A 25063-nucleotide genomic window follows, 5' to 3' on the forward strand; every position below is an offset into this window, starting at 1 on the left:
AAAACGAATAATGATAGGAATGTCTGATGTCTGCCGATTTGCGCCAACAAGCTCTCGATTATCACGCTTACCCGATCCCCGGAAAAATTGCTATTGCTCTGACCAAACCTGCGGATACTGCGCATGACTTGGCGCTGGCCTATAGCCCCGGTGTGGCTGAACCGGTGCGTGAAATTGCGCGTGATCCAGAAAATGCTTACCGTTATACCGGTAAAGGTAATCTGGTTGCGGTGATCTCTAACGGCACGGCAATTTTGGGTTTGGGGAATTTAGGCCCGTTGGCCTCTAAACCGGTAATGGAAGGTAAGGCGCTGTTATTCAAACGTTTTGCAGGTATTGATGCGGTTGATATTGAGGTAACACACGATACGGTTGAGCAGTTTATTGATACGGTTGCCAATATTGCAGATTCGTTTGGGGGCATTAATTTAGAAGATATCAAAGCGCCAGAGTGTTTTGAGATTGAGCAGCGTTTGATTGAACGCTGCCATATTCCAGTTTTTCATGATGATCAGCACGGTACGGCGATTGTTACGGCGGCCGGTGTGCTCAATGCACTGGAGATTCAAGGGAAAACCTTGCCACAGGCCAAAGTGGTCTGTCTGGGTGCAGGCGCGGCAGCAAGCGCTTGTATGAATATGCTGATCAAGTGCGGTGCGGCGCGTGAAAATATCTATATGCTTGATCGTAAGGGCGTGATCCACGCTGATCGCAGTGATCTCAACGAATTTAAGGCGCTGTTTGCCAATAAAACCGACAAACGTACATTAGAAGATGCGATGACCGGTGCTGATGTTTTTATCGGTGTTTCTGGCCCTGACTTGTTACCGGCGAAAGCTCTGGCGCTGATGGCAAAAAATCCCATTGTGTTTGCTTGTGCTAACCCTGATCCGGAGATCAAACCAGCACTGGCATTTGCTACCCGTAGCGATCTGATTATGGCAACGGGTCGCTCTGATTACCCGAACCAGATTAACAATGTACTCTGCTTCCCGTTTTTGTTCCGTGGCGCGCTTGATGTGCGTGCCCGTGCGATTAATGATGAGATGAAATTGGCCGCAGTTGAGGCAATTCGTCAACTGGCAAAAGAGCCTGTGCCACAAGATGTACTTGACGCGGCAGGGGTTACATCGTTAGCTTTTGGCCGTGATTATATTATCCCTAAGCCAATGGATTCACGTTTGCTTGAGCGTGTTGCCCACGCCGTTTCTACCGCCGCGATAGCGTCAGGTGTTGCTGGGCATATACCTACGTCTTTGTTGTGCCGTACGTCTAACACCTTGAACCCAATGAGTGTTGCAGAAGCTATAAATTAATGATTATCACTCACTCTATTGTGTGTATAAGGCTCTTTTTGTGATTATCGTTTAACAAAATATCGTTTAACAAAAACGCCCTTCAGAGAGAACTCTGTCGGGCGTTTTTTTATGCTCAATACCCTACTTTTTATGCTGACGATGCAGCAGAGACGGCGTCGAGATGTGAGTTGGCAATATATTGTTTGGGTTACTGTCAGGACTTTCGCTCATACCTAGAACTTCAAATATAATCACAGGCTCTGGTGGTGTCGTCAGGCTCTCTGCGCCATTCGGTAAGAGGGCTGATCCTGGCAAAGGATGATCTTGTGCTACAGGGTATTGTGGATGCTTTTTCGCCGAAGCAGTATGCGCCGGTGATATCTCAGAGTGTGATGGCTCTGCCGACGGTTCAATGATAGGCCCAGGCTGATAGAGGCCACGTGATGTCTCTGTCGCATGTGGTCTTGTTGCTGTGTGATCGACGACAATCTGAGATGATGTGCCTTTACCAACCGGTTGTTCACTGTGTGGTTTTTGTGTTGGCAGTATCGATGAGGTATGTGATTTTGCATGAACGAGTGTACTCAGTGATACGAGTTGAACACCACGTGGTAAACGAGATAATCCGGCTTGTAAGACTTTAATCGTATTCGGGCGTGGGTGACCAATTGCGATAGCCCAGCCTTTGTGCTGTGCCATGTTAACGGCGCGTTGAAACTCTGCTTGCACTTGTGTCAGGCTGTTATCGTCATCTAAAAATACGGTACGACGCAACGCAGGAACACCGAGCTGATGAGCAGTCGACTCAGCGACTGAGGTGCTGATAGTTCGGCTATCTAAAAAAAGCAGTTGTTGCGCTTTGAGTTGTTGCATCAGCAGTTTCATCAATGCAGGATCAGAGGTTGCCGCACTCCCCATATGGTTATTGAGACCAATAGCATTGGGAACAACCCGCATAGCCTGCTGTAAGGTGCGTTGCACTTCACTTGCGCCCATGCCGGTATGCAGTGCTCCCGCTTCCACTTTTTGGTGGCCAAGTGGCTGCATTGGCAAGTGAATAATGGTTTCACGCCCTTGTTGCGCCGCTTGTTTAGCCATATTTGCAGCGTGTGGTGCTGTTGGCAAAACGGCAACAGTGACTGGCAGGGGTAAACGCATCACTTGATGATCTGCAGCACGATAACCAACATCATCAATCACAATGACCAGTTGTCCTGCCCATGTACTTGTGATATATCCAGATATTGATAAGCTGATAAGTAGCAAGATAGGCGTGCGTAATACAGGTAAGCGTTGTAGACGTGCAAAAGAGAAACGGCATAAAAGCGGGTGTAGCGGGCATAACAACATGGAAGATTCTCGGTTAAGGTATTAACCGCCCAGCCAAGGACGCGGATTAACCGCCTGACCTTGCCGACGGATTTCAAAATAGAGGCTAGGTTCACCTTGACCACCACTATCACCAACCAGTGCGATAGTTTGCCCCGCTTTAACATTATCACCGGGTTTAAACAGTACAGTTTGGTTGTATCCGTACAGGCTCATATCACCTTTTCCATGGTCGATAACCATCACTAATCCATAGCCTTGTAGCCAATCTGCCAGCAGCACTTTACCCGCGGCAATGGCGTGGACTTCACTTCCTTCTTTGGCTGCAATGACCATTCCTTTCCAACGTAACTCACCCTCTTGGCTATCACCAAAACGGTGCAGAACAGAGCCATTAACAGGCCAGCGATGTTGGCTACCAGGGCGACCTAAGCCACCATTTTGTGCCATTAGGGCTTGTTCATTGGCATTAGGAACGTACGGTTTTCCGGTGCGTTTCTCTTCGCTGGCGCGTTTGCGCGCCAGTTCACGCGCTTCGCGTTCAGCGCGTAGTTTGGCTTCCCGCTCGGCACGGACTATCTGATCACGCAGGCGTTGTTCATTGAGTTTAAGTTGCGCTAATTGTTGCTGATTTTGTTTTAAATCAGATTCAAGTGCACTGAGGGTTTTTTTACGTTCAAGACGTGCCTGTTGCAGTTTACTCTGCTGCTGCTGTTGGGTACTAAGCAGTGTTTTTTGCTGTTTTTGAGCTGCATTTAGCTGGTTTTTTTGTTGTTGCAACTCATGGCGATTAACACTTAATTCATCAATTACGGCGGCACGCTCTTCGTTAATCGCGCGGTAATAGTGCAATAAACGCTCTGAACGAGCAGGATCATCAGAGGATAAAATTGCCTGTAATTGCCCCTGCTTACCCAAACGAAAAGCGGCATCAAGTTGTTGTGCTAGGCGTTGTTGATGTTGTGTTTGTGTCTTTTCCAGCGTGGCAATTGAAGCTGCTAAACGGCTTAAATCGCGCTGTAAGCGGCTGAGTTGTTGCTCGGTCTGCCTGAGTACGTTACTGGCAGCACCAATAGATTGATCTTGTTGTTGCAGTGCTTGTTGCAATTGTGCCCGCTGATCTTTTTGCGCAGCCACCTTGGTCTCTTGTTGTGCAATATCTTGCATGACACCTTGCAACGCCTCTTTGGTTTTCGGCGCTGCAAGGGTAAATGACGACCACAGCAACAGGCCAACACTGAGTGTGCCGACAAGTTGTTTTTTGAGGAGTACGTCATTTTTTGTTTTCATATGAAAATTATTTCACGATAAACAGCGGCTTGCCAGTCATCTCTGCAGGAATTTCCATTCCCATCATACTTAGCATTGTCGGAGCAAGGTCAGATAACTTACCACCGTGCACCGTTTCTGCTGGTTTACCGACATAAATCAGCGGTACAGGTAAGTTAGTATGTGCTGTAAATGGCTGGCCTGTCGTTTGGTCTTTCATCAACTCAGCATTGCCGTGATCGGCGGTAATCAACAGTTGACCATCAACGCGGCGTACGGCCGCAACAACTTGCTCAATGCAGTGATCCAGCGTTTCAACGGCTTTGACGGCAGCATCAAAAATACCCGTATGGCCGACCATATCGCCGTTCGGGTAATTACAGATGATAGCATCATATTTACCGCTCTCAATTGCACCAACCAATTTTTCGGTCAGTTCGGCAGAGCTCATCTCCGGTTGCAGGTCATAAGTCGCCACTTGCGGGGATTGGATCAGAATACGGTCTTCACCGGTGAACGGCTCTTCAACACCGCCGTTATAGAAGAAGGTCACGTGTGCATATTTTTCAGTTTCTGAGATACGCAGTTGGGTTTTCTGGTGCTTTGACAGCCACTCACCCAGGGTGTTGACCAGATTTTCCGGCGGATAAGCACAAACGGTTTTGATGTCGGCCGCATACTCGGTCAGCATCACGAAATCACCGAAATTCACCACTTTTTCGCGGGTGAAACCGTTGAAATCAGCATTGATGAAGGTGCGGGTTAACTGGCGAGCACGGTCAGCACGGAAGTTCATGAAAATCAGCGCATCGCCGTCATTCATATCAGCAGCGGTTTCGCCGTCGGCTTGCAGCACGGTCGGTTTGACGAACTCATCGTTTTCACCGCGGGCATACGCCGCTTGCAGGCCATCAAGCACATTGCTGGCGTGGAACTCAGCTTTGGCTTGGGTCATCAGATCATAGGCTAGCTGTACGCGATCCCAGCGGTTGTCGCGATCCATGGCGTAGTAGCGGCCAACCAGTGATGCTACGCGGCCTTTGCCCAGTTCGGCAAAGTGGTGCGCGACACGGGTCAGGCTATCTTCTGCACTGCGTGGCGGGGTATCACGGCCATCAAGGAATGCGTGCAGGTAGATTTTCTCTGCGCCACGCTGGGCGGCCAGATCGATCATCGCCAGAATATGCGCTTCGTGGCTGTGTACACCACCGGGTGAGAGCAGACCCATGATATGTACGGCTTTACCGGCAGCCACTGCTTTATCTACTGCGGCGGTCAGTACAGGGTTGTGGAAGAAGTCACCGTCTTTGATCTCTTTATCCAAACGGGTCAAATCTTGGTACACAATACGGCCAGCACCCAGATTGACATGGCCAACTTCAGAGTTACCCATTTGGCCATCAGGCAGGCCAACATCCAGACCTGAACCGGAGATTAAACTGTGCGGACACTCGGCCCACAGCTTATCCATGACCGGTGTGTTAGCGTTTAAAATTGCATTATCCTGTTTATCTTCGCGGTAGCCGTAGCCATCAAGGATGACCAAAACCATCGGTTTCTTCACGTTAGCCATGCAAGACCTCTCGTTGAGAATACAAAAGTGTGCTGTGATACTTGAGCATATCAGTTTAGTAATTTTACTACATAACTGACTCGTGTCAGCTATTGAATATCACAGAATCAAAGAGAATCGTGATGAAGGTTTTATTCTGTATTAAACATTGATGCTAGATTTCTACACTACTATAAGGTGACTATGTATCACTTTCACCCTTAAGTGTTACCATTCTTGCTTAAATATTTGGTATAACCTGCTTTAGGTTTTTCTTCTGAGAATAACTAATTTTATGCGTCAGCACATTGTTGCTAAACTTTTTACGCTGTTGTTAATCTTTACCGTTGCAGCGGTTGCGCTGCACCCAATGATTACACGCCGAGTTATTCGGGTTGATGCCAGTAATGTGCAGCTCATTGAGCCGATGGATGATCGGGCTCGCGGTGGCGCAACAGAAGCGCAGGTCAGTGTTGATGATAATGGCCACATTAATTTGTATTGCACACTAAAAAATGTCTATCGTTGGCCATATTGTGAAGTGTCGTTGATATTGAGCTCGCCCGAAGATGGCCTTGATCTCTCGGATTTTAACCGTATCCAAATTCCGATTCGCAGCACTGGTGTTGGTCCACAGTTTTGGCGTGTGTATTTGCGCAATTACGATCCTGCTTATTCACGCCCAGATGACTCACTCTCGCACAAAGTGAATCAACTGATCGTGCAGCCAAGTGATACCCATAATTTTCTGGATATGCCGCTAAGTGCTTTTCAGGTGGCTAGCTGGTGGGTCAATGATAAAAAAATCCCGGTAACACAGGCATTGCCACAATTTAACCGTATTTTTCAGATTGAGCTTGCCTCAAGTGAATTGATGCAAGAGGGTGAACACCATGTGGCGTTTGATTATATTGAATTTCATGGTTCGTGGATTAGTGAAGAGTATTACTATCTACTGATTATTGCGATTTGGGTGATCTGCACATTTGCGTATTTACTTGGAATGCAGCTACAGATGCGCCGTGAACTGACGTTTTCGCAAAAACGCCAACAGCAGTTAACGGATCTGAATACCATGTTAAAACTGCGCAATGAAGAGGTAGAGTATCAAGCAAAATATGACCCATTAACCGGGGCATTTAATCGCTATGGTGCGCGAACCTTGATGCTTGAGATGCTGCGCCAAAGTGAGTCGCAAGAGCCCTCAGCCCTAATTTTGTTAGATATTGACCACTTTAAGCACATTAATGATACCTATGGCCATCTGGTGGGTGATGAGGTTTTACAGCATTTGGCACACCGCTGCCGCAGCTTGATCAATCCACGTTGTCGCTTGGTTCGCTGGGGCGGGGAGGAGTTTATGCTACTTTGCCCTGATTTTAATCGTGATCAGGCACACGAACAGGCTGAACTGCTGCGTCAAGAGTTTGTGCTAACTCAGTGGCCTTTAGGTATTCGAGTCACAGTATCGTTGGGGGTAGTAGAGCTGGCATTGCATGAAAATATTGCTGATACGATAAATCGTGCCGATATTGCACTGTATAAAGCGAAAAACTCAGGACGAAATTGCGTGGTGGTTGGGTAACTGAGTTTGGTTTAGCGCACCGCGGTATGCTGTCATTCTTGGTACAGCATACCGTGTTCAATGCTCATACAAAGAGCACGATCATTCGCGTGTTAGGGGATAAGTTTACCCGTTTAGCAGGGTACTCAATAATCTGATACGCTATTTTTACCCCTTCTTATCTTGAGTGTTGTGGTTTTTTAGCCACGGCCACTGTTATTGTCATGTTTTAATGCTGCTTAGTGGCAGTTTATACTAATAAGTGCACTATTTTCAGATTAAGCGGCTCGTTTCAGCTCTCAGAAATGCAATACTATCGGGTTATTGCCCGGTAAATACATTCCCACATTGTCAGTAAATCGTTATCGTGGCGTTAAATTGATAAAGACCAATCGGTGTGATGACCAATAAATGGGGTATTACACACAGTATGATTGATCCCCGATAAGGATTGTTGATATGAGTGATGTTTCGTTACCGCAAATGCCCCGAACGGTGCTGTTTGGCCGTAATCCACTGATTTTAATCGCCAATATTGCCCTGTTTATTGTGCTACTCAACGTATTACCGTTTGAGCCGACAGCCAATAAAGGTTTGGCGCTGATGGTTTTTATCGGTGTGTTGTGGCTTACCGAGGCGCTGCATGTCACGTTAACGGCTTTGCTTGTTCCCATTATGGCGGTAGGTTTAGGGCTGCTAGAAGCCCCCAAAGCCCTATCAATGTTTGCTGATCCGATTATTTTTCTATTTTTTGGCGGGTTTGCACTGGCCACGGCACTGCATATTCAAGGAATTGATCGCCTGATTGCCAATCAGTTGTTGGCTGCGGCGCGTGGACGAATGAGTGTCGCCACGATGATGCTGTTTGGCGTATCTGCACTGCTTTCAATGTGGATCAGTAACACAGCAACCGCTGCGATGATGCTGCCACTGGCAATGGGAGTATTGAGCCAACTTGATCAAGAGCGTGAACATAAAACCTTTGTATTTGTACTATTAGGGATTGCTTACAGTTGCAGTATTGGTGGGTTAGGCACGCTGGTAGGCAGCCCACCAAATGCCATTGCCGCGGCACAGTTAGGGCTGGATTTTGCTGGGTGGATGAAGTTTGGTATTCCGGTGATGCTCGTTACTATGCCACTGATGATAGGTTTGCTATATATGCTGCTAAAACCTAACCTTAAGCACACATTTTCGATTAAAACCGAACCGCTGATCCTTACCCCACACCGTATAGTAACATTAGGCATTTTTTCATTAACTGTGATTTGCTGGATTTTTAGCAGCCAAATCAGCGCGGCACTGGGGGGCGTGAAGCAGTTTGACTCACTCGTGGCGCTAAGTGCGGCTGTGCTAATTGGGGCGACGGGAACAGCAAGCTGGGGGCAGATTCAGAAAAATACCGAATGGGGTGTACTGATGCTGTTCGGGGGCGGTTTAACCCTTAGCGCGGTACTGAAAGAGTCAGGGGCCAGTGTGGTGCTGGCCAATGGCATGGCAGATATTTTTGGGGCAAGCCACTGGTTTATCATTATTTTAGCGGTTGCCACCTTTATTATTTTCTTAACTGAGTTCACCTCTAATACTGCCAGTGCTGCACTGCTAGTGCCGGTATTTGCTACAGTTGCCGATGCACTCGGTATGCCTTCAGCCCTGTTAACGCTGGTTATTGGAATGGGGGCCTCTTGTGCTTTTATGCTGCCTGTTGCTACGCCACCTAATGCGATTGTATTTGGTTCAGGCCACATTAAACAAAGTGAAATGATCCGTGTAGGAGTTGGGTTAAACCTGATGTGCGTAGGAATTGTGACCTTATTTGCTTGGTTTGTGTGGATGTAACACAACAAATTTGTGGATGTTGCGCGTATTGCTATCTGCATTATTCAAGAGAGCCTGATAGTATTTAGGCTCTCTTTTTTTGTCTGGCACAGCCGTTATGCGTTTGGTTGATCGTGAGTTTATTTTCTGTCATTACCGTGCTTATCACGCGTTACGGGTGGGGCTCGCATTCTTATTGACACTGATTTTGCTGCACTATGCCCCGCTTGGGCACAGCCCATGGGTACTGGTGACACTCCTCGTGGTGATGAGCAACATCCCGTATCTTGGAGGGGTGTGGCAAAAGGGCTTACACCGTATTTTAGGTACGTTAATTGGTGCAATTGCTGGCCTTATTGCATTGAAATTACAGCTAATTTCACCGTGGATAGCTTGGGGGTGGATGAGTCTAATGGCCATGGCATGTGGCTATTACGGTGTTGGAAAGCGCCCGTATGTGGCGATGTTATGTGGCATTACGCTGGCCATGATAGGTTGGGGTGGGGTCGACGGTACGAGCGAGGCACTGTGGCGCGCGGCAGATGTACTCATTGGCACATTGCTTGCGATTTTATTTAGCAGCCTGTGGCCACAACGCGCCTCTCGCCGTTGGCAACTGCTGCTCAGTGATAACCTCAAAGCCATGGCACAACTGTACCAAGCGCACCGCTCAACAGAGCAACTGCAAGCAATCGATAGCGATTATGCGATCAAAACTATCTATGATCGCGCAATTTCGATGCGCCCACTGTTAGCGCCAGCATCACGCGAACACTTCTTGTCAGCCGATAAGCTCAATGAGATCCAAAGTTTGTTGCAGTTAATGCTCAGTACACTGGAGTTACTTGTCGGCACACACAAATCTTACTCTGAGGCACATATTCACTGGGAATTACCCAAACTGAAAGCAGAACAAATGCAAGTTGCCCGCGCAATGAATGCACAAGCAAGCCGTTTGCGGGGGCTGCGTGCTTCTCGCCCAGATAGCGGAATGTTTGAAACTTTTGTTTCCCCTGACTTTATTGTTGATCGCACCGATGATCGCATTCCCCTTAGCCCGTTTGGTTATTTGTGGTTAAACCGTGAGTTAGCGCGTCAGTTCACGCGTTTACAATTATTGTTGCAACATGCTGAACCCCCGCTCAAAAAAGATCAGCCGATAAGAGTGGAAAAATCAGAGCAAACAGCGCAAATACCTTCGGCTGAAGATCAGCAAAAATAGGGGTGCTTTATGGATGTAATATCAGATGCTGAAACACAGCAAAAGCGATATGCAGCTAAACACTGTAGATTGTGACGTTAACATGCATCATCTATTTGAAAAAGCGTGTTAATTTCGCAATACACTGAGCAAATCAAGCATGAAACGGTGGTTTCATAGCATAAGAGAGCGAACGGCAAAGGAGTGCAACATGCGGTATTGGGTGCGCAAAAAAAATAGCTTATCCATTCAGTTACTATTAGGACTTGTCTGGGGTGTTAGCCCGATACTTAAAGTGCAGGCTGACATTCCGGTGCTCTATACAGAGAATGAACCCATGAATGGGCAGTATACGGCTTCCGCTTCCAGGCAAAAATCAGGCTTTACGGTGCGTGAAGAGCGTGTTGCAGGGGGCTATCAAATGCCTATTGCTGGGCCTTACTCTGCGCAGGTTATTCCGCCAGAGTGCCACGCTGATTTACTCAGTAATCAATACGATGTTTTAGCGGTTCAACCACTCTATTTTGCATTTAATCGCAGCGAAATTACCGCTGCCGATCAGCGCGTACTTCACTGTTTAGTGCAAGTGATGCAGCAAAGTGATTTACGGGTGGGTGTAGTTGGCAACACTGATAGCATCGGTTCGGCTGGCTATAATCACACCTTAGGCTTACGCCGGGCACACGCTACGATGACAGCACTGGTACAGCAAAATGCACCGGTTGAGCAAATTGATGCTGTGCGCAGTGCAGGTGAATCAGCACCGATTGCCAGTAATAGCAGCATAGAAGGCCGTGCATTGAACCGTAGGGTGCAATTTGTGCTGCAAGTACCGTGATTTTCTAGTCAATGTAACATATTTACGTTAGCATCAGATCAGTGTTACGACAATGTGACATATACAAAAAGGGCGAGTAAGCCTATATCAATAACTCTAATAATAAATAGCATTCAGTATCGCGGATATATTTGCGATAAGGTATGTCGTTACCTGCGCAAGTTATCTTATGTCGAGCGAATGCCTCATTTTTGGGATGCATAATTATGGTGCAAGGATGTGTTCTACGCAGGGCTTCTTGCCTACGCGGTGGTTCGATGTTACTTAGCATGCTGTTATTAAGTTACATGTTGTTAAGCTACAATGTAGGTGCAACAAATGCCCTTAGTGTAGCCACTGAAAAGAAGCCTCTAGTAGGCAGTGAATTGCGTCATTCAAATCATTCATCGCCACCGTCTGTATTATCATCACCTGCGCCTTCTTCTTTACCCACAGAAAATACAGCACAATTAAAGCAATGTTTATCGTTATGGCAAATAACGCCAGCACTTTCTGATACCGCCTTCTCCCAACAATATGCTCAGATTATGGCCATACCTGAACAGGTTGGGGAGCTTAAAGAGCAGCAACAATTTCCACAATGGAATATAACGCAGGCAACATTTCATAATGGCCTTGCTGTATTAATCAAACAAATGGATGTTGTACCCGATCGGGTCTATATACAGTTACGCGCCCGTGGTGGCATGCGATCACTACCACCAGAGTTGCTGGCAGCCGCAAAGTTATTATCATTAAAAATGAATGCAGATGAGCAAATTGACCTTCATCAGAATGATTTTTTGCACAACTTCATTGTGCAAAATGGTATTAAATTACAACCTATTATCACAGCCAGCCAACATGGTATTAGCGGTTCTGTTGAGAAAACACACCTTGATACGTGGTTTGCCCTTGCTCGTCAGATACTTGTCGCACCCTTTTTTAGCGAAACACTGCTGTATCGCGTACAAACGCAAGAAGCACGCGCAATAAGCCAGTATTTGCAGACACCCAAAGGGCTTTTTCAATCGCACCTGCAGCAGTATTTGTTTCCAAACAACCCATATGTGCGTTTTAGCTCTCCGCGTGATGTGCAAAATGTCAGTGTTAAACAGCTTAATGCTGTACATACACAGCTTCGCAATGCATTGCAAGATGCAGAGCTTGTCATTGTCGGTAATGTTGACCCACAACAGGTGTTAACCCTTGTTGGCAACTATTTCGGAGGGCTTGATTTAGGCAGTAAACCCTACTGGAATAGCTACCCGTTTTTACTGAAAAAAAGTGCACCACTGATAGAGGCACACAATCCCGATGATCGGGCATTGGTGGTGATTACCCGCCTTTCTGTTCCAGCCATAACTGATGATGTGGAACACCGTTTAGCCCATAAAATGCTGCAATACATCTTACAGCAGCGTATGCGTCAGGCGCTTCGTGCAACGGGAGGAGAAGCAGTGCATGTTACGGTGGATATGACATATCCTGCCACCGATATGCAGATGAACATGCTACAAATACGGGCAACTGTACCAGCAGAACAGTATGCTGAGGCTGAAATGATCTTGAAAAAACAGCTCAATCTTTTACTTGTTGAAGGATTCAGTGCAAAAGAGATGGATACGGCAAAGCAGCAGGTAAACCAGCAAATCATGGCACTCTGGCAAGATCCTAAGCGCAGCACGCAAACGCTAAGTACTTATTGGCTGGCGGGCTATCCAATAGAAGATATTATGCAGATGCCAACTCTTTTAGCCGGTATTTCTGAACAGGTTTTGCGCGATTTAACGCTGCACTATCTTAATGCACCAGGGCAACTGACAGCGGGCTTTCTACCAAAGAGCGTATTCCAAGATGCCGCGCAATAACAGGGCCTCTTTGGTCATTGGTGTTGGGGTGATACGTTAACCGACAAGGTAAGTGCCTGTACCAAACGCAATGTGCATACCCTCTTCATTGTGTAGCTCCATACGGGTGACTGCCACTTTATTACCCGCTCGGATTAAGTGGCCGGTGGCAATAAGCTGCTGGCCACGTCCAGGGCGCAGATAATCAATACGCAGATCAATTGTGCCAACTTTAGTTAAGCGAGCGCCCAATTGTTGCAAGGTCTGTTGCTCTTCGTGGGCCAGTGCAGAGGTGGCTGCCAAAATACAGCCAACCACATCTAAAATGGCCGCTGTTACCCCACCGTGTAAAATTTTTTGGTGTGTATTACCGATGAGCTCATCACGCATTTTGACTTGCACTTCGACAATATCAGGTGCATTGCGTGTTAGTGTCATACCGATTAAGCGGTTAAATGGCATTTGCTCCATAAATAATTGGCCGATAAAATCACGTGCATCAGTGGGGCTGAGGATGAGATCAGGTTGTGCTGATAACATAAATACCTTTGTTGCTAAATTGTTTGCAAGGTGTTTTTACTGTAAAGCAACCACACTAAAAAAATGTTATCTGCATCACGGGTTCACAGTATTTTTTCTCACAGAAAAAGAGAGACATCTGCTAACAGAATCAGTCATTCGTTGGTAGGATGCATATATATAAAGTTAGCGTAGTCGCTATTTAGGCAGATACGCGTAAGATTATCAGTATTCTTGTAGGCCGGTGTGGATGCATTGTGAGGCCACATCGCTTATCGTGTTAGCAAGCTATTTAGAGAGATGTCATTTGCTTGTTTGCATTGAAGATCAATCACATGGAGATGTTATATATGTTAGGTAGTCGTTGGGCAATTGGCGCGAGTGCATTGCTCTCTGGGTTAGCCATCAGTCAGTCAGTTGGTGCGCAAACTGTGCCAGAAAGCGAGACGCACGCGGCTTCCGTATCCGCAGAGACGCAGAGCAATAAGCACAATTATGCCGGGCGTATTGCTAATTTGCTTGAGGATCATGATTCACCTTTTTTACTGATCCCCTATGACACTAACTATATAGTGTACTCTTACAGCAATAATATTAATAAAGAGATGTATGCAAATCGTGGCTATGATGCCAATGATTTACGAAAAGATAATATTAAATTTCAACTCAGTTTTGCCTTCCCAATCTGGCGTGGTATTTTCGGCCATAACTCAGTGTTAGCCGCGGCGTATACCCAAAAGTCATTTTGGCAAGCAACTAACTTCTCCATTTCAGCGCCTTTTTTAGAAACAAATTATGAGCCGCGCGTATTTACTGCTTGGAGCACCGATTACACGCTGGCAGGCTGGCACTTTAAAGAGCTTGAATTTGGTATGGTACATCAATCAAATGGCCGTGGTTACGACTATTTTGATGAACACAATGAGAAGCATGATACATCGCGGAGCTGGAATCGTGTTTATGCGCGGGTCATGGCACAGCGAGGCAACTGGATGGTTGATCTCGAACCTTGGGTGCGGATTGACTCGAAGAAAAATGATGATAACCCAAATATTGTTGATTATCTGGGGCACTATCGTCTGCAAGTCGGCTATAAAGCCGGTAAGAGTGTATATAGTGTTGAAGGGCGTTATAACTGGAGTTCAGATAAGGGCAGCGCACAAATAGGTTGGAGCTACCCTATTACCCCTAGTGTCCGTTTCTATACGCAGTTATTTACCGGTTATGGTCAAACCATGATTGATTATAACTTCCGCCAGACTTCGTTTGGTGTCGGGATTATGCTTAACGATATTATGTAAAAAGCGTGTCTATCCAGTGACGGTGACAGTTCCGCCACAGTGGTAGTCACAATGGCAGTGCTGTGTGAAGGTTACTGCACTGCCATGCACGGTGAGCGTTTGGCTCTGTTTTGAACGCCACAAATTTAGGTGATGTCAAGACAGGTAATGTAAAACAGGCAGTGTAAACCGGTGGTGTAAAAACAGTAGCATCACCTTCACTGTCTGGCCCATGAGCAGATTATGCTTTCCCTCATCTGAGTAAGACAACCGCTACCGCAACAAAATAGCGACAAACCCCAGTACTCTTTCTACAATAGCCACTCTTTAGTCTGTTACTTTATCGCTTACTTTAAGGATCACAGCGTGTCATTGGCGGAACGTCCCCTAGAACCCTCAGCGGCCGCGCATGTTTTGCGTGAGGTCTTTGGCTATCAGGCCTTCCGCCCCGGACAAGCGGTGATTATTGAGCAGGTGCTCAACGGCAATGATTGCCTCGTGATTATGCCTACCGGCGGTGGAAAATCGCTCTGCTATCAGGTTCCGGCGCTTATGCTGCCGGGCGTTACGCTGGTGATCTCTCCGCTGATCTCACTGATGAAAGATCAGGTCGATCAGCTGCGTGCCAATGGTGTTGCTGCGGCCTGCTTAAACTCCACCCTAAGCCGTGAAGAGCAGCAGCAGGTGATGCTAGAGGTTAAAAACGGCAGCATTAAACTGCTGTATATCTCACCAGAACGGTTACTGGCTGGTGGGCTGCTACATCGTTTGGCTGATTGGCCTCTTTCCATGTTGGCAGTAGATGAAGCGCACTGCATCTCACAGTGGGGGCATGATTTTAGGCCAGAATATCGTGCACTGGGCGAGATAAAGCAGCGTTTTCCGCACTTACCGGTAATGGCATTGACCGCCACTGCGGATGAGACCACCCGACAAGATATTGTCCGCCATTTAGCGATCCCCAACCACTTTTTGCATTTGGGCAGTTTTGACCGGCCGAATATCCGCTACACATTGGTGGAAAAATTCAAACCGGCCGAGCAATTACTGCGCTATGTGCAAGATCAGCGTGGTAAAAGTGGCATTATCTACTGTAATAGCCGCACCAAAGTTGAGGATACTGCCCAACGTTTAAAGACCCGTGGGCTCAGTGTTGCCGCTTATCATGCCGGTTTGCCGACTGAGCGCCGCAATCAGGTACAAGAGGCGTTTCAGCGTGATGATGTACAGATTGTGGTGGCTACTGTAGCATTTGGCATGGGCATCAATAAGCCAAACGTACGTTTTGTGGTGCATTTTGATATCCCACGTAATATTGAATCTTATTACCAAGAGACTGGGCGAGCAGGGCGCGATGGCCTACCGGCAGAAGCCGTGCTGTTTTTTGATCCTGCCGATATGGTGTGGCTACGCCGTATGCTCGAAGAGAAAGAGCCAGGGCCGGTACGCGATGTGGAAACCCATAAACTCAACGCGATGGGTGCATTTGCCGAAGCGCAAACGTGCCGCCGCTTGGTGCTGCTGAACTACTTTGGTGAGGGGCGTCAGCAGCCGTGCGGGAACTGCGATATCTGCCTTGATCCCCCCAAACGGTATGATGGGTTGCAAGATGCACAAAAAGCCTTGTCGTGTGTTTACCGTGTTGGCCAACGTTTTGGGATTGGTTATGTGGTCGAGGTGTTGCGTGGTTCGCTCAATCAGCGTATTCGCGAACACGGGCACGAAAAGCTATCGGTGTATGGCGTGGGGCGCGATCAGAGCCATGAACACTGGGTGAGTGTGTTACGCCAACTGATCCATCTGGGGTTTCTGACACAAAATATTGTACAGCACTCGGCCCTGCAACTGACAGAGGCAGCCCGACCGCTGCTGCGCGGAGAGGTGAGCTTGCAGTTAGCCGAGCCACGTACCTCATTGTCATCACTGAAAAACAGCATTAAAACTGCGCTCAGTCACTATGATCGGCAGCTGTTTGCCAAGTTACGCAAGCTGCGCAAATCGATTGCTGATGAAGAGGGGATCCCGCCATATGTGGTGTTTAATGATGCCACATTGCAAGAGATGGCCGAGCAGATGCCAGTTACCGCGCGTGATATGCTGGCTGTTAACGGGGTAGGCCAGCGTAAGCTGACCCGTTTTGGCTCACCATTTTTGGCGATGATCCGTGATCATGTTGATAGTGAGTAACCCCTGCAAAAAAGTATCGTACTGCCAACTAAGGCAGATCAAACAGTAAAAATTCACTGTCACTCTGGGCGGTGATTTGCAGTATTTGTTCATCCCAAATCGCAAGCCCATCGCTGTGTTGTAACGGCTGCCCGTTAACCTCTAACTCACCGCTAATGAGCTGTAGCCAGATATGCCGGCGTTCGGCGATACGGTAGCAGGCGGGCGTGTGTGTGGGTAGTATCCAGCGCCACAGTGTCATATCTTGAAAAACCTGAAGTGAGCCTTTGTCTCCATTCGGGGATAAAATCAACTGCTTACCTTGTTGTGGCGCGAAGTGTTGCTGCGCATAGCGTGGCTCAAGCCCATGTTGTTGCGGTAAAATCCAGATCTGAAACAGGTGCAATGGCATGCTTTCACTCGGATTATACTCTGAGTGGCGAATGCCTGTGCCGGCGCTCATGATCTGGAACTCACCGGCTTGCACTTCCGTCATATTGCCCATGCTGTCTTTATGTGCAACGCGCCCTTGCCGCACATAGGTCAGTATCTCCATATCTTTGTGTGGGTGAGTCGGAAAGCCGGAATGGGGCGCAATAATATCCTCATTGATCACGCGCAGCGCAGAAAAACCCATATAGTTAGGATCAAAATAGTCGGCAAACGAAAAGCTGTGCCAACTTTGCAACCAACCATGATTATCGTACCCGCGCCGATCAGATTGACGAAGCTGTAGCATATAAACCTCTCTTATCCTCAATGTAATAGATGCAGTGTAATCGTTCAAAAAGAGAAAAAAAGCGCAAAAAATCACCAGAATGTATCAATTTTTACGAATGATGACGCTGTTAGGCGGGCGATACGGTGTCTTAATGCGAGTTGAGTGAGGATAGCGATACAAAACAAGCTATTTATGATGATAAAACCCATTGTTGTGTCATTGAGGCAGATAAATATGGCATGACAAGCTTGAACACAGAGCAAGTAATCAGCGGTTTTACTACGGTAAGGATGAAAAAACGGAGCAGAAAATCTGCTCCGTGGGGGTATTGCACAAAACAATAAGATGACGTTAAGTTATGTAGCGTATTACAGGGTGAAACGGTTCGTCATCTGCTGTAATGAAACGGCCAATTGACTGAGCTCTGCACAGGCTTGTGCCGTCTGGTTTGCGCCTTGTGCCACTTCATCAGACGCGTTATGAATATTCACAATGCTGCGGTTGAGCTCTTCGGTTACAGAATTTTGTTGCTCGGTGGCGCTGGCAATCTGGGTGTTCATATCAGAGATTTGAATAACCGACTGATTTATCTGCCCAATGGTTGCACCTGCATGGCGAGCTTGCTCTACACTGGTTTGCATCTGCTGACGGCTCACTTGCATTGCTTGCCCAGCTTCTGCAGCACGGGATTGCAGTACATCGATAATTTTATTGATCTCAGCCGTTGAGTCTTGAGTGCGCTGGGCCAGTGTGCGAACTTCATCGGCAACGACGGCAAAGCCACGCCCTTGTTCACCCGCACGTGCTGCCTCAATCGCCGCATTCAGCGCCAGCAAGTTGGTTTGATCGGCAATATTGCGAATAACATCAAGCACCACACTGATGCTGGCACTGTCTTGCTCAAGTTGCTGTACCACTGAGCCTGCTCGCTCAATCTCTTGGGCCACTTGTTCAATACTGCCAATCGAGTTATGAACCACTTTACTGCCACTGTTTGAAGCATCAGTGGCTTTATGTGCTGCGGTTGCTGCATCGGTGGTGTTACGTGAAACTTCTTGTACAGTTGATTGCATCTCATTCATGGCTGTTGCCAGTTGTGATACTTCACTTTGCTGCTGCTGCATACCTTGTGATGACTGCTCGGCAATGGCCCCTACCTCTTCAACTGCACTACTGAGCTGCGAAACTGAGGTGCTGATCTCATTAACTAACTGGCTTAACCCCTCTTTCATTTGGCGAATCGCGCGGGCAAGTTGGCCAATTTCATCGTTAGAGAGTTTGCCTGAATCAAGGTAATCACACAGTGCGCTGCGGCCCAGGTGTCCGCTGGCAATCTGTTGTGCTTGTTGCACTAATAAAATCAGCGGATCGCGGATTTGGCGGGTTAACATAGTGGCAAATACCACCACTAAAATAATAGAAAGTACAATACAAATGGCAATGTTGATTTTGGCTGCGTTATAAACAGAGACAGAATCTACACGTGCTATATCAGCATATTTTTTATTGATCTCGATTATTTGCCCTACATCATTGAGCATTGCGTTATAAATAGTCATTCCTTGGCCAAGTAGAATATTACTGGCTTGACTTGTTTGACGAGTGTTTAACAAAGAAATGATTTGTTTGTGGATTGTATAATATTGTGACCATTTTTCTTTAATGCTGTTGTATATAGGCGGCTCTTCATCATATGACATCAGTTTGGCATATCTATCGATAGCGGTATTTATAGTCGTATTTATTTGTTCGAGTATCTGTAGATATTCTGCAGTACGCACTGGATCAGATTCGACCAAAAATAGACCGAGTTCATAACGGCGAAAATTAGCCATAGCCTGATCGATATTGGCCGCAGTACGAATGCTGGGAATAATATTGTTGGTAAGATTAAATGATTCAGTATTCATTTTGTTAAATTGGGAGAGAGAGAATATTCCTATCCCAATCAATACTAAGCAAAGAGTGGCAAATGCTGCCGCAAGTTTTTTACCAATGTTTAAGCTGGGTAAGAACATAAAATCACCTTGTTGCCAGAGGCATTGCAAAGCCACCACTTATGCGGTGGAAACCATAAAAGGCGGTAACACTGCGGAATTTCGATATGCGGCTTATTCAATGGCATAGTTCAACGTGTCGCAGTGCAGGTTGTCACAGTCTGTTTTAGCGGCTGACTCTGGATAAAATGAAGGGTAGATTCAAATTTTTTATGCATGTGTGATGTAAATGCCATGCAACAAGGCAATCAGGGATCGAACCAGAGGGAAAAGAGATGGTATTAAGTGTGTATTGCCGTGGGCTTGATGTTGATAATTTTGCTGAAAAAGTACAGCCGTTGTTAGAGCAGGCTGAGTTACAAGTGATCGATCGTCAGTGCGATGCCGATCTGCACACATGGCGGGTCGAATTTGAAGGTACGCCACTGCTGCTGCGTGGTGATCACTACACCCAGACTCTTTGGCTAGAGGCGTTATGTGATGAAGGCGTGGCCGTGTTGCAGTTTTTGCTAACGAAGCAAGCCATGTTCACTGCTGTGCGGGACAATAGCTGACAGTTGCGCAACACACAGGTATACTCTGCGCCGTAGGTTAGTCTATGCCGGTGTTGTATATTTTGTTTTGTAGGCAAAACCGGCTGTGGCTGATAAATTTCTGGTATTGGGTTCCCTCACCCCAACTAACAAAAAGGTGGATGTGTCATGCTCTCTTTTAGCCGCGACCAGCAGCGCCATGCGCTGATCTGGCTGGTTTTGTTTCATGTTTTTATCATCGCTTCAAGTAACTATCTGGTGCAGTTGCCGATCACGATTGTTGGTTTTCATACCACGTGGGGCGCATTCTCGTTTCCGTTTATCTTTTTAGCCACTGATTTAACGGTCAGAATTTATGGTGCGGCAATGGCGCGCCGGATTATTTTTGCTGTGATGTTGCCTTCGTTACTGATCTCGTATGTGGTTTCTGTGCTGTTTTTGGCAGGAAGCTATCAGGGGTTAGCTTCACTGGCGACATTTAATCTGTTTGTGGCGCGGATTGCGGTTGCCAGCTTTATGGCGTATCTGCTCGGTCAAATCCTTGATATTAATGTTTTTAACCGTTTACGTCAGATGAAGGCGTGGTGGTTGGCACCGATGGCATCTACGCTGTTTGGTAATATCAGTGATACCGCATCGTTCTTCTTTATTGCCTTCTATAAAAGCCCCGATCTGTTTATGGCCCAGCATTGGGTAGAGATTGCGCTGGTGGATTACACCTTCAAGTTGATTATCAGTTTGGGGTTGTTTGTGCCAGCATACGGTGTATTGCTCAATTTTCTGCTCAAACGCCTGACGCATACACCAGAAAAAGCGGTGTGGGTGCAGCAAAACTAACGCTGTCTGTATCGGCCGAGTAAACAACAAAAACGGGCAGCGGAGGGCATGCCCGTTTTTGTTTTAGCCTGTTAGCGAGGTTATTAGCGACGTTATTCACAGCGTTATCAGGCCAGTGCTTGAGCCAATACGGTGATCGGGTGTTCACAGCGTTTGCTGGTCGACATTTCAATCTGCCATTTGCAGGTTTCACAGTCAGACACCACAAAATCAACCCCACTCTCTTCAATCTGGCGGAACAGTGATGAGCCGATAGCTTGTGAGGTATCGTAATTCTCTGATTTAAAACCGTATGTTCCGGCAATACCGCAGCATTGTGAGTCGAGCATAATCAGCTCTATTCCCGGAATACGTTGGAGTAAATCAAGGGTATAGGGAACCCAGCCCATTTTTTCCATATGGCATGGCGTGTGGTAAGCCACTTTCAGCGGAGTGTGTTTGAGCGGCAAGGTACGGCCCGCGCTGAGTTCACGGTATAAAAAGCGGGTGACCAGATCGATGTGGCTGCGCACTTTGCTGTTGTCTATCCCCAAAATATGCGGGTACTCATCGCGCAGCGTGAAGGTGCAGGTGGAAGAGGTGGCCACAACCGGCAACCCTTTTTGTTCCACGGCGGTTTCCAGATGCTTGACGTTGAAGCTGGCCTGTTTTTTTGCTTTTTCGGTAAACCCGTTGGCAATCAGCGGTACGCCGCAGCACTTCTCTTTATCCAGCAACTGTACGCCAAGCCCCATGGCATTAAATACGCGGATCAGATCTTTACCCAGTTGTGGATGGTTGTAGTTGACATAGCAGCCGTGAAAATAGGCGATCTGCTCGGCATACTGGGCCTGCTTGTCTGCCGCATGTTTGCGATACCAGTTACGAAATGTACCGTGTGAATACTTGGGCAGTTCACGGCGGTGATCGACTTTCAGTGCGCTGTCGAGCAGTTTGCGTACGGGCTTTAAGCCGGTAGTTAGGTTGATGATGGGGGCAAACGGGGTTGAGAGTGTGCCCATCAGATCGGTATGGCTTAAAATCGCATCGCGCAGTGTCGGTTTTTTCTGGCTGTATTGGGCACGGGCGCGTTGAATAATGTCACCAATTTTGACATCAGACGGACAAGCTACTTCGCAGCGTTTGCAGTTGGTGCAATATTTCAGGGCTTCATCATACAGATCAGGGTCTTTGAGCCGTAGGCGCTCACCATCAGGGCCGGCCTGCTTAGGGCCAGGATAGAGCGGGTTGACCTTCGATACCGGACAAAACGTAGTACAGGCGGTACACTTTATGCAGCTTTCAAAGCTTGAATCGGGGGTAATGCTCATGCGTGGGCCTCCTGACGTTGCAGGATCTGTTCTGCTACGGTAAGTGCAGTGGTGACGGACACACCGGCACCGCAGCCAAGATAGATAGGATCATAGCCACCGAGCACCGAGCCGATGACATATAAATTCTCAATGGTTTTTCCTGCTTTGCGGGCGCGTAACTGATTATCAACCTGTGCGCCGAACTGTAAAAACGGCTGACTGGTCAGAAACTGTGGGTTGCTCCACTGTGCGCGTTCTCCGGTATCAACCACATCCAGCCCAAAAATAGGCTCACGAATACGGTCAAATTCGGCAACTAAACCGTTGCTGAAAAAGCTGCCGCTGGCCAGCACGACATAATCGGCTTGTACCGGAATATCCTCATGATTTCGGGTATACAGTGCCTGCACGCGGCCGGACTCAAGCGTTGCGCTGCGCACCTGATCGCCGTTCATCAGCAGACCGCCGAGCTGTTGAAAACGGCGTTTCAGAGCCTGTTGTAGTCGAATACCCAGCACTGAGGGTGGCAAGGTCGGCAATTCGAGCAGTGTTAAACCGGTCAGAGTTTGCAGACGAGCCAGCAGATCGTGCTGCTCAAGCCCCAGTACTGCCGGTAAAATCACAGTTTGTGCTTGTTGCGCGGCCCGTTGCAGCTCGGCGGCCAGCGGTGCTAGGTCAGTGAGCTGTTCGAGCACGCGGGCAATATTGACGGAGCGAAACTCACTGGGGTTTGTGCGCAGCAGATCAAGCTGCGGCAAGGTCAGGTGGTCGGTAACGATATCGCAGTGACGGTACAGCGGGTGTTCGCGCAGTGTTGCGGCCGCCATTTCCGGCTGGAAATCATGGAAGCCTTCGATGCCAATCAGCGCAATTTTACTGCGCATAGCCACAGAATCATCACTGTGCTCTGCGTGGGAAGATAACGGATGTACCGGCACTGACGCTGGGCTTAACCAAGTGCTGCGCAGGCTGCCAAGCGGGGTCATCCGCAGATGATTGTGTTGTGCCGAGCCGTGCATCAAGATACCGCTGTCGGCCAGCATCTGGCTGAACTGGGTGGTAGCCTGTGTAATCGCCTGATAGCCGATACGGGTATACGGGTGCTGTGGCGCTTGGGTAGCCAGTTGATCAAGTGCTTGCAGTGGCGTCGCTACGGCGTGGCCGTTGGGCAATCGGCTGAGTAAATCGAGTGAGCCAGACGAGAAATTCAGCGCACACTGCCCTGAGCTAATAATGGTGCAGCGTTGTCCGGCTTGTGCCAGCTTGATCCCGCAGGTTAACCCAGCTAAACCGGCACCAATGATAGCCACATCAAATTTCATTGGCGTTCTCCTGTTGAACGGTCTGGGTTGTGGTGGTGTTTGGCACTGTATTTACGGTATTTAACGAAACGGGCGGCACATCATCAAGCCCGCATAACCCCTGATAAATCCAGTTGGTAAATTCCGATTCGCGCAGCGCATCCCCCCACGCAATTGGGCGAATGCCTTTCCAACGCTCTTCCAGAAATTCGCGCAATTGTTGGGTTGATTGTTGCGGTGTGGTCTGGCCAAAACGGGCCATAACGCCCGCGGCGCGGCAGGCACACAGCTCGCCCTGACAGGGCCCCATGCCAACCCGTGTACGGCGGCGTAGATCGATAAGATTGTTCACTTTCAGCTCGTTTACCGCATAGCGCACTTCGGCGGCGGTGACCGCTTCACATTCACACACCAGTGAGCTGTCGTAACGGTTGATACTGACAAAACGTGGCGCGCGGTCGCCGTGGCGGTAAACCGCTGAACCGCGTAACGGTGCGGGTAGGCTGATAATTTTGCCGTGCGTCTCTTCGGTGCGTTCATTTGAGCCGGGCAGCGGTTGTTCGGCGGTGGTGCAGCGCGCTTGGTGGTTGAGTTTTTCGCATACCAGATCGGTTGTCCACTCGGCCATCAGCCGGTAGGTCATCAGTTTACCGCCAGTAATGGTGACTAGCCCATCGAGCCCGTCGCGCTTGGCATGATCAAGCAGCACAATACCACGGCTGACGTTACGACCAGAAGGGTCGTTATCGGTTGCCACCAGAGGCCGTACTCCGGCATAGGCACGCAAAATGCGGGTTCTTTCCATAATCGGTGATAACTTAATTCCCTCACGGATTAAAATATCAACCTCTTCTGGTGTTACCCGCATATCATCAATTCGGTCATACGGGATCCGGCTAGAGGTTGTACCGATCAGCGAAATGGTATCACCCGGAACTAAAATATCGGCATCTGCCGGTTTGCGGCAACGGTTGATGACCTGATTGTTGATGCGGTGGCCCATGATCAGCAGCGCCCCTTTCGCGGGCAGCATCCGAATGGTTAAGTCAGCATACTCAGCAATACGTTGCCCCCAGATCCCGCCAGCATTCACCACGATTGGCGCATACACTTCAACCACCGTATGGGTTTGGTGATTAAATGCGCGTACCCCAATGACTTTCGTACCTTCTCGAATTAAACCGACCACCTCACAGTAAGTAAGCACTTGCGTACCATTCTCGCGCGCATCGAGCATATTGGCAGCCGTCAGGCGAAATGGGTCAACCGTGCCATCGGGAACGGTGACCGCACCAATCAGTGTAGGGTTCACGGAAGGCTCTAAACGGCGAGCCTCTGCTGGGCTGATAGCATTGGCATCAATACCGGCAGTTTGGCAGGCGCGGATAAAACCGGCCTGAAAATCGAGATCATCTTCTGGCAGCGTAATAAACAGCCCCCCGGTCGGTTCGACACAGTGGCGGGCAATTTTTTTAAGAATTTTGTTTTCGCTGATACATTCACGTGCTGACTCTTCATCAGTCACGGCATAACGTGCGCCGCTGTGCAACAGACCATGATTGCGTCCGGTAGCACCGGTTGCAATGTCATCGCGCTCAAGTAGCACGCAGCGCAGGCCGCGCAGGGCGCAATCTCGGGCGACACCGGCGCCGGTTGCACCGCCACCAATAATGGCAACATCAGTTTCAATTCGGGTTGCGCTGTTCATCATGGTCACAT

Annotated in this window: 19 protein-coding genes; 10 read left to right on the plus strand and 9 right to left on the minus strand. The window is 48.2% G+C overall.

All coding sequences use genetic code 11. The features are described 5' to 3' along the window. Positions 1–26: 26 nt before the first annotated feature. On the plus strand, positions 27–1316 hold the full coding sequence (locus tag ACRC53_RS01145) for a malic enzyme-like NAD(P)-binding protein (RefSeq protein WP_438641747.1): 1290 nt from the start codon (positions 27–29) through the stop codon (positions 1314–1316). A gap of 123 nt (positions 1317–1439) precedes the next feature. Here ACRC53_RS01145 and ACRC53_RS01150 read toward each other — a convergent pair whose 3' ends face one another. From ACRC53_RS01150 to gpmM, 3 genes are read right to left on the minus strand one after another with little or no spacing between them, the layout of a single operon-like run. Further along, positions 1440–2648, minus strand: coding sequence for a divergent polysaccharide deacetylase family protein (locus ACRC53_RS01150; protein ID WP_438641748.1), 1209 nt, complete (start codon positions 2646–2648; stop codon positions 1440–1442). 21 nt (positions 2649–2669) lie between these two features. Next, positions 2670–3917, minus strand: a complete 1248-nt coding sequence (gene envC, locus ACRC53_RS01155; RefSeq protein ID WP_438641749.1) for a murein hydrolase activator EnvC — start codon at positions 3915–3917, stop codon at positions 2670–2672. 7 nt (positions 3918–3924) lie between these two features. Further along, positions 3925–5469 carry a 2,3-bisphosphoglycerate-independent phosphoglycerate mutase gene (gene gpmM / locus ACRC53_RS01160; RefSeq protein WP_438641750.1) on the minus strand — a complete coding sequence of 515 codons (1545 nt, stop codon included), beginning with the start codon at positions 5467–5469 and terminating at the stop codon, positions 3925–3927. A 274-nt stretch (positions 5470–5743) separates the two neighbouring features. Here gpmM and ACRC53_RS01165 point away from each other — a divergent pair, with 274 nt between their 5' ends. The 5 genes from ACRC53_RS01165 to ACRC53_RS01185 all read left to right on the plus strand — a co-directional run bounded on the left by ACRC53_RS01165 (position 5744) and on the right by ACRC53_RS01185 (position 12719). Further along, a complete protein-coding gene (locus ACRC53_RS01165) occupies positions 5744–7033 on the plus strand; it encodes a GGDEF domain-containing protein (protein ID WP_438641751.1) in 1290 nt (429 codons plus the stop codon). 438 nt (positions 7034–7471) lie between these two features. Further along, positions 7472–8851, plus strand: a complete 1380-nt coding sequence (locus tag ACRC53_RS01170; RefSeq protein WP_438641752.1) for a DASS family sodium-coupled anion symporter — start codon at positions 7472–7474, stop codon at positions 8849–8851. A gap of 97 nt (positions 8852–8948) precedes the next feature. Beyond that, positions 8949–10052, plus strand: a complete 1104-nt coding sequence (locus tag ACRC53_RS01175; RefSeq protein ID WP_438641753.1) for an FUSC family protein — start codon at positions 8949–8951, stop codon at positions 10050–10052. A 190-nt stretch (positions 10053–10242) separates the two neighbouring features. Further along, complete coding sequence (locus tag ACRC53_RS01180) at positions 10243–10869, plus strand: OmpA family protein (protein WP_438641754.1); 627 nt, start codon at positions 10243–10245, stop codon at positions 10867–10869. A 206-nt stretch (positions 10870–11075) separates the two neighbouring features. Next, positions 11076–12719 (plus strand): M16 family metallopeptidase, encoded by a 1644-nt coding sequence (locus tag ACRC53_RS01185; RefSeq protein ID WP_438641755.1) that lies wholly within the window; start codon positions 11076–11078, stop codon positions 12717–12719. Between the two features lie 36 nt (positions 12720–12755). Here the strand turns inward: ACRC53_RS01185 and ACRC53_RS01190 are convergent, their stop codons facing one another. Beyond that, positions 12756–13238, minus strand: coding sequence for a thioesterase family protein (locus ACRC53_RS01190; protein ID WP_438641756.1), 483 nt, complete (start codon positions 13236–13238; stop codon positions 12756–12758). A gap of 329 nt (positions 13239–13567) precedes the next feature. Between ACRC53_RS01190 and pldA the strand changes: the two genes are divergently transcribed. Together pldA and recQ are read left to right on the plus strand one after the other, a co-directional pair. Beyond that, positions 13568–14518 carry a phospholipase A gene (pldA, locus tag ACRC53_RS01195; RefSeq protein WP_438641757.1) on the plus strand — a complete coding sequence of 317 codons (951 nt, stop codon included), beginning with the start codon at positions 13568–13570 and terminating at the stop codon, positions 14516–14518. A gap of 345 nt (positions 14519–14863) precedes the next feature. Next, positions 14864–16684 (plus strand): ATP-dependent DNA helicase RecQ, encoded by a 1821-nt coding sequence (gene recQ, locus ACRC53_RS01200; RefSeq protein ID WP_438641758.1) that lies wholly within the window; start codon positions 14864–14866, stop codon positions 16682–16684. Between the two features lie 28 nt (positions 16685–16712). Here recQ and ACRC53_RS01205 read toward each other — a convergent pair whose 3' ends face one another. Further along, on the minus strand, positions 16713–17402 hold the full coding sequence (locus tag ACRC53_RS01205; protein ID WP_438641759.1) for a pirin family protein: 690 nt from the start codon (positions 17400–17402) through the stop codon (positions 16713–16715). Positions 17403–17752: 350 nt separating this feature from the next. Beyond that, a complete protein-coding gene (locus ACRC53_RS01210; RefSeq protein WP_438641760.1) occupies positions 17753–19402 on the minus strand; it encodes a methyl-accepting chemotaxis protein in 1650 nt (549 codons plus the stop codon). Positions 19403–19656: 254 nt separating this feature from the next. Between ACRC53_RS01210 and ACRC53_RS01215 the strand changes: the two genes are divergently transcribed. Next, the gene (locus ACRC53_RS01215; RefSeq protein ID WP_438641761.1) at positions 19657–19935 is read left to right on the plus strand and encodes a DUF3630 family protein; all 279 of its coding nucleotides are present in this window, start codon (positions 19657–19659) and stop codon (positions 19933–19935) included. Positions 19936–20082: 147 nt separating this feature from the next. Then, positions 20083–20751, plus strand: coding sequence for a 7-cyano-7-deazaguanine/7-aminomethyl-7-deazaguanine transporter (locus ACRC53_RS01220; protein ID WP_438641762.1), 669 nt, complete (start codon positions 20083–20085; stop codon positions 20749–20751). 107 nt (positions 20752–20858) lie between these two features. On the opposite strand, the gene glpC is transcribed toward ACRC53_RS01220, so the two are convergent. Genes glpC through glpA form a run of 3 tightly spaced genes read right to left on the minus strand, consistent with a single transcriptional unit; the run spans position 20859 to position 25055 of the window. Beyond that, on the minus strand, positions 20859–22061 hold the full coding sequence (gene glpC, locus ACRC53_RS01225) for an anaerobic glycerol-3-phosphate dehydrogenase subunit GlpC (protein WP_438641763.1): 1203 nt from the start codon (positions 22059–22061) through the stop codon (positions 20859–20861). Beyond that, positions 22058–23365 carry an anaerobic glycerol-3-phosphate dehydrogenase subunit GlpB gene (glpB, locus tag ACRC53_RS01230; protein ID WP_438633401.1) on the minus strand — a complete coding sequence of 436 codons (1308 nt, stop codon included), beginning with the start codon at positions 23363–23365 and terminating at the stop codon, positions 22058–22060. The genes glpC and glpB overlap by 4 nt, the downstream gene beginning before the upstream one ends. Then, positions 23355–25055, minus strand: coding sequence for an anaerobic glycerol-3-phosphate dehydrogenase subunit A (glpA, locus tag ACRC53_RS01235; RefSeq protein WP_438641764.1), 1701 nt, complete (start codon positions 25053–25055; stop codon positions 23355–23357). The genes glpB and glpA overlap by 11 nt, the downstream gene beginning before the upstream one ends. Positions 25056–25063 lie beyond the last annotated feature (8 nt).

Origin of the sequence: Plesiomonas sp. (genome assembly GCF_051652165.1) — a bacterium.
Classification (GTDB): domain Bacteria; phylum Pseudomonadota; class Gammaproteobacteria; order Enterobacterales; family CAMTGL01; genus Plesiomonas.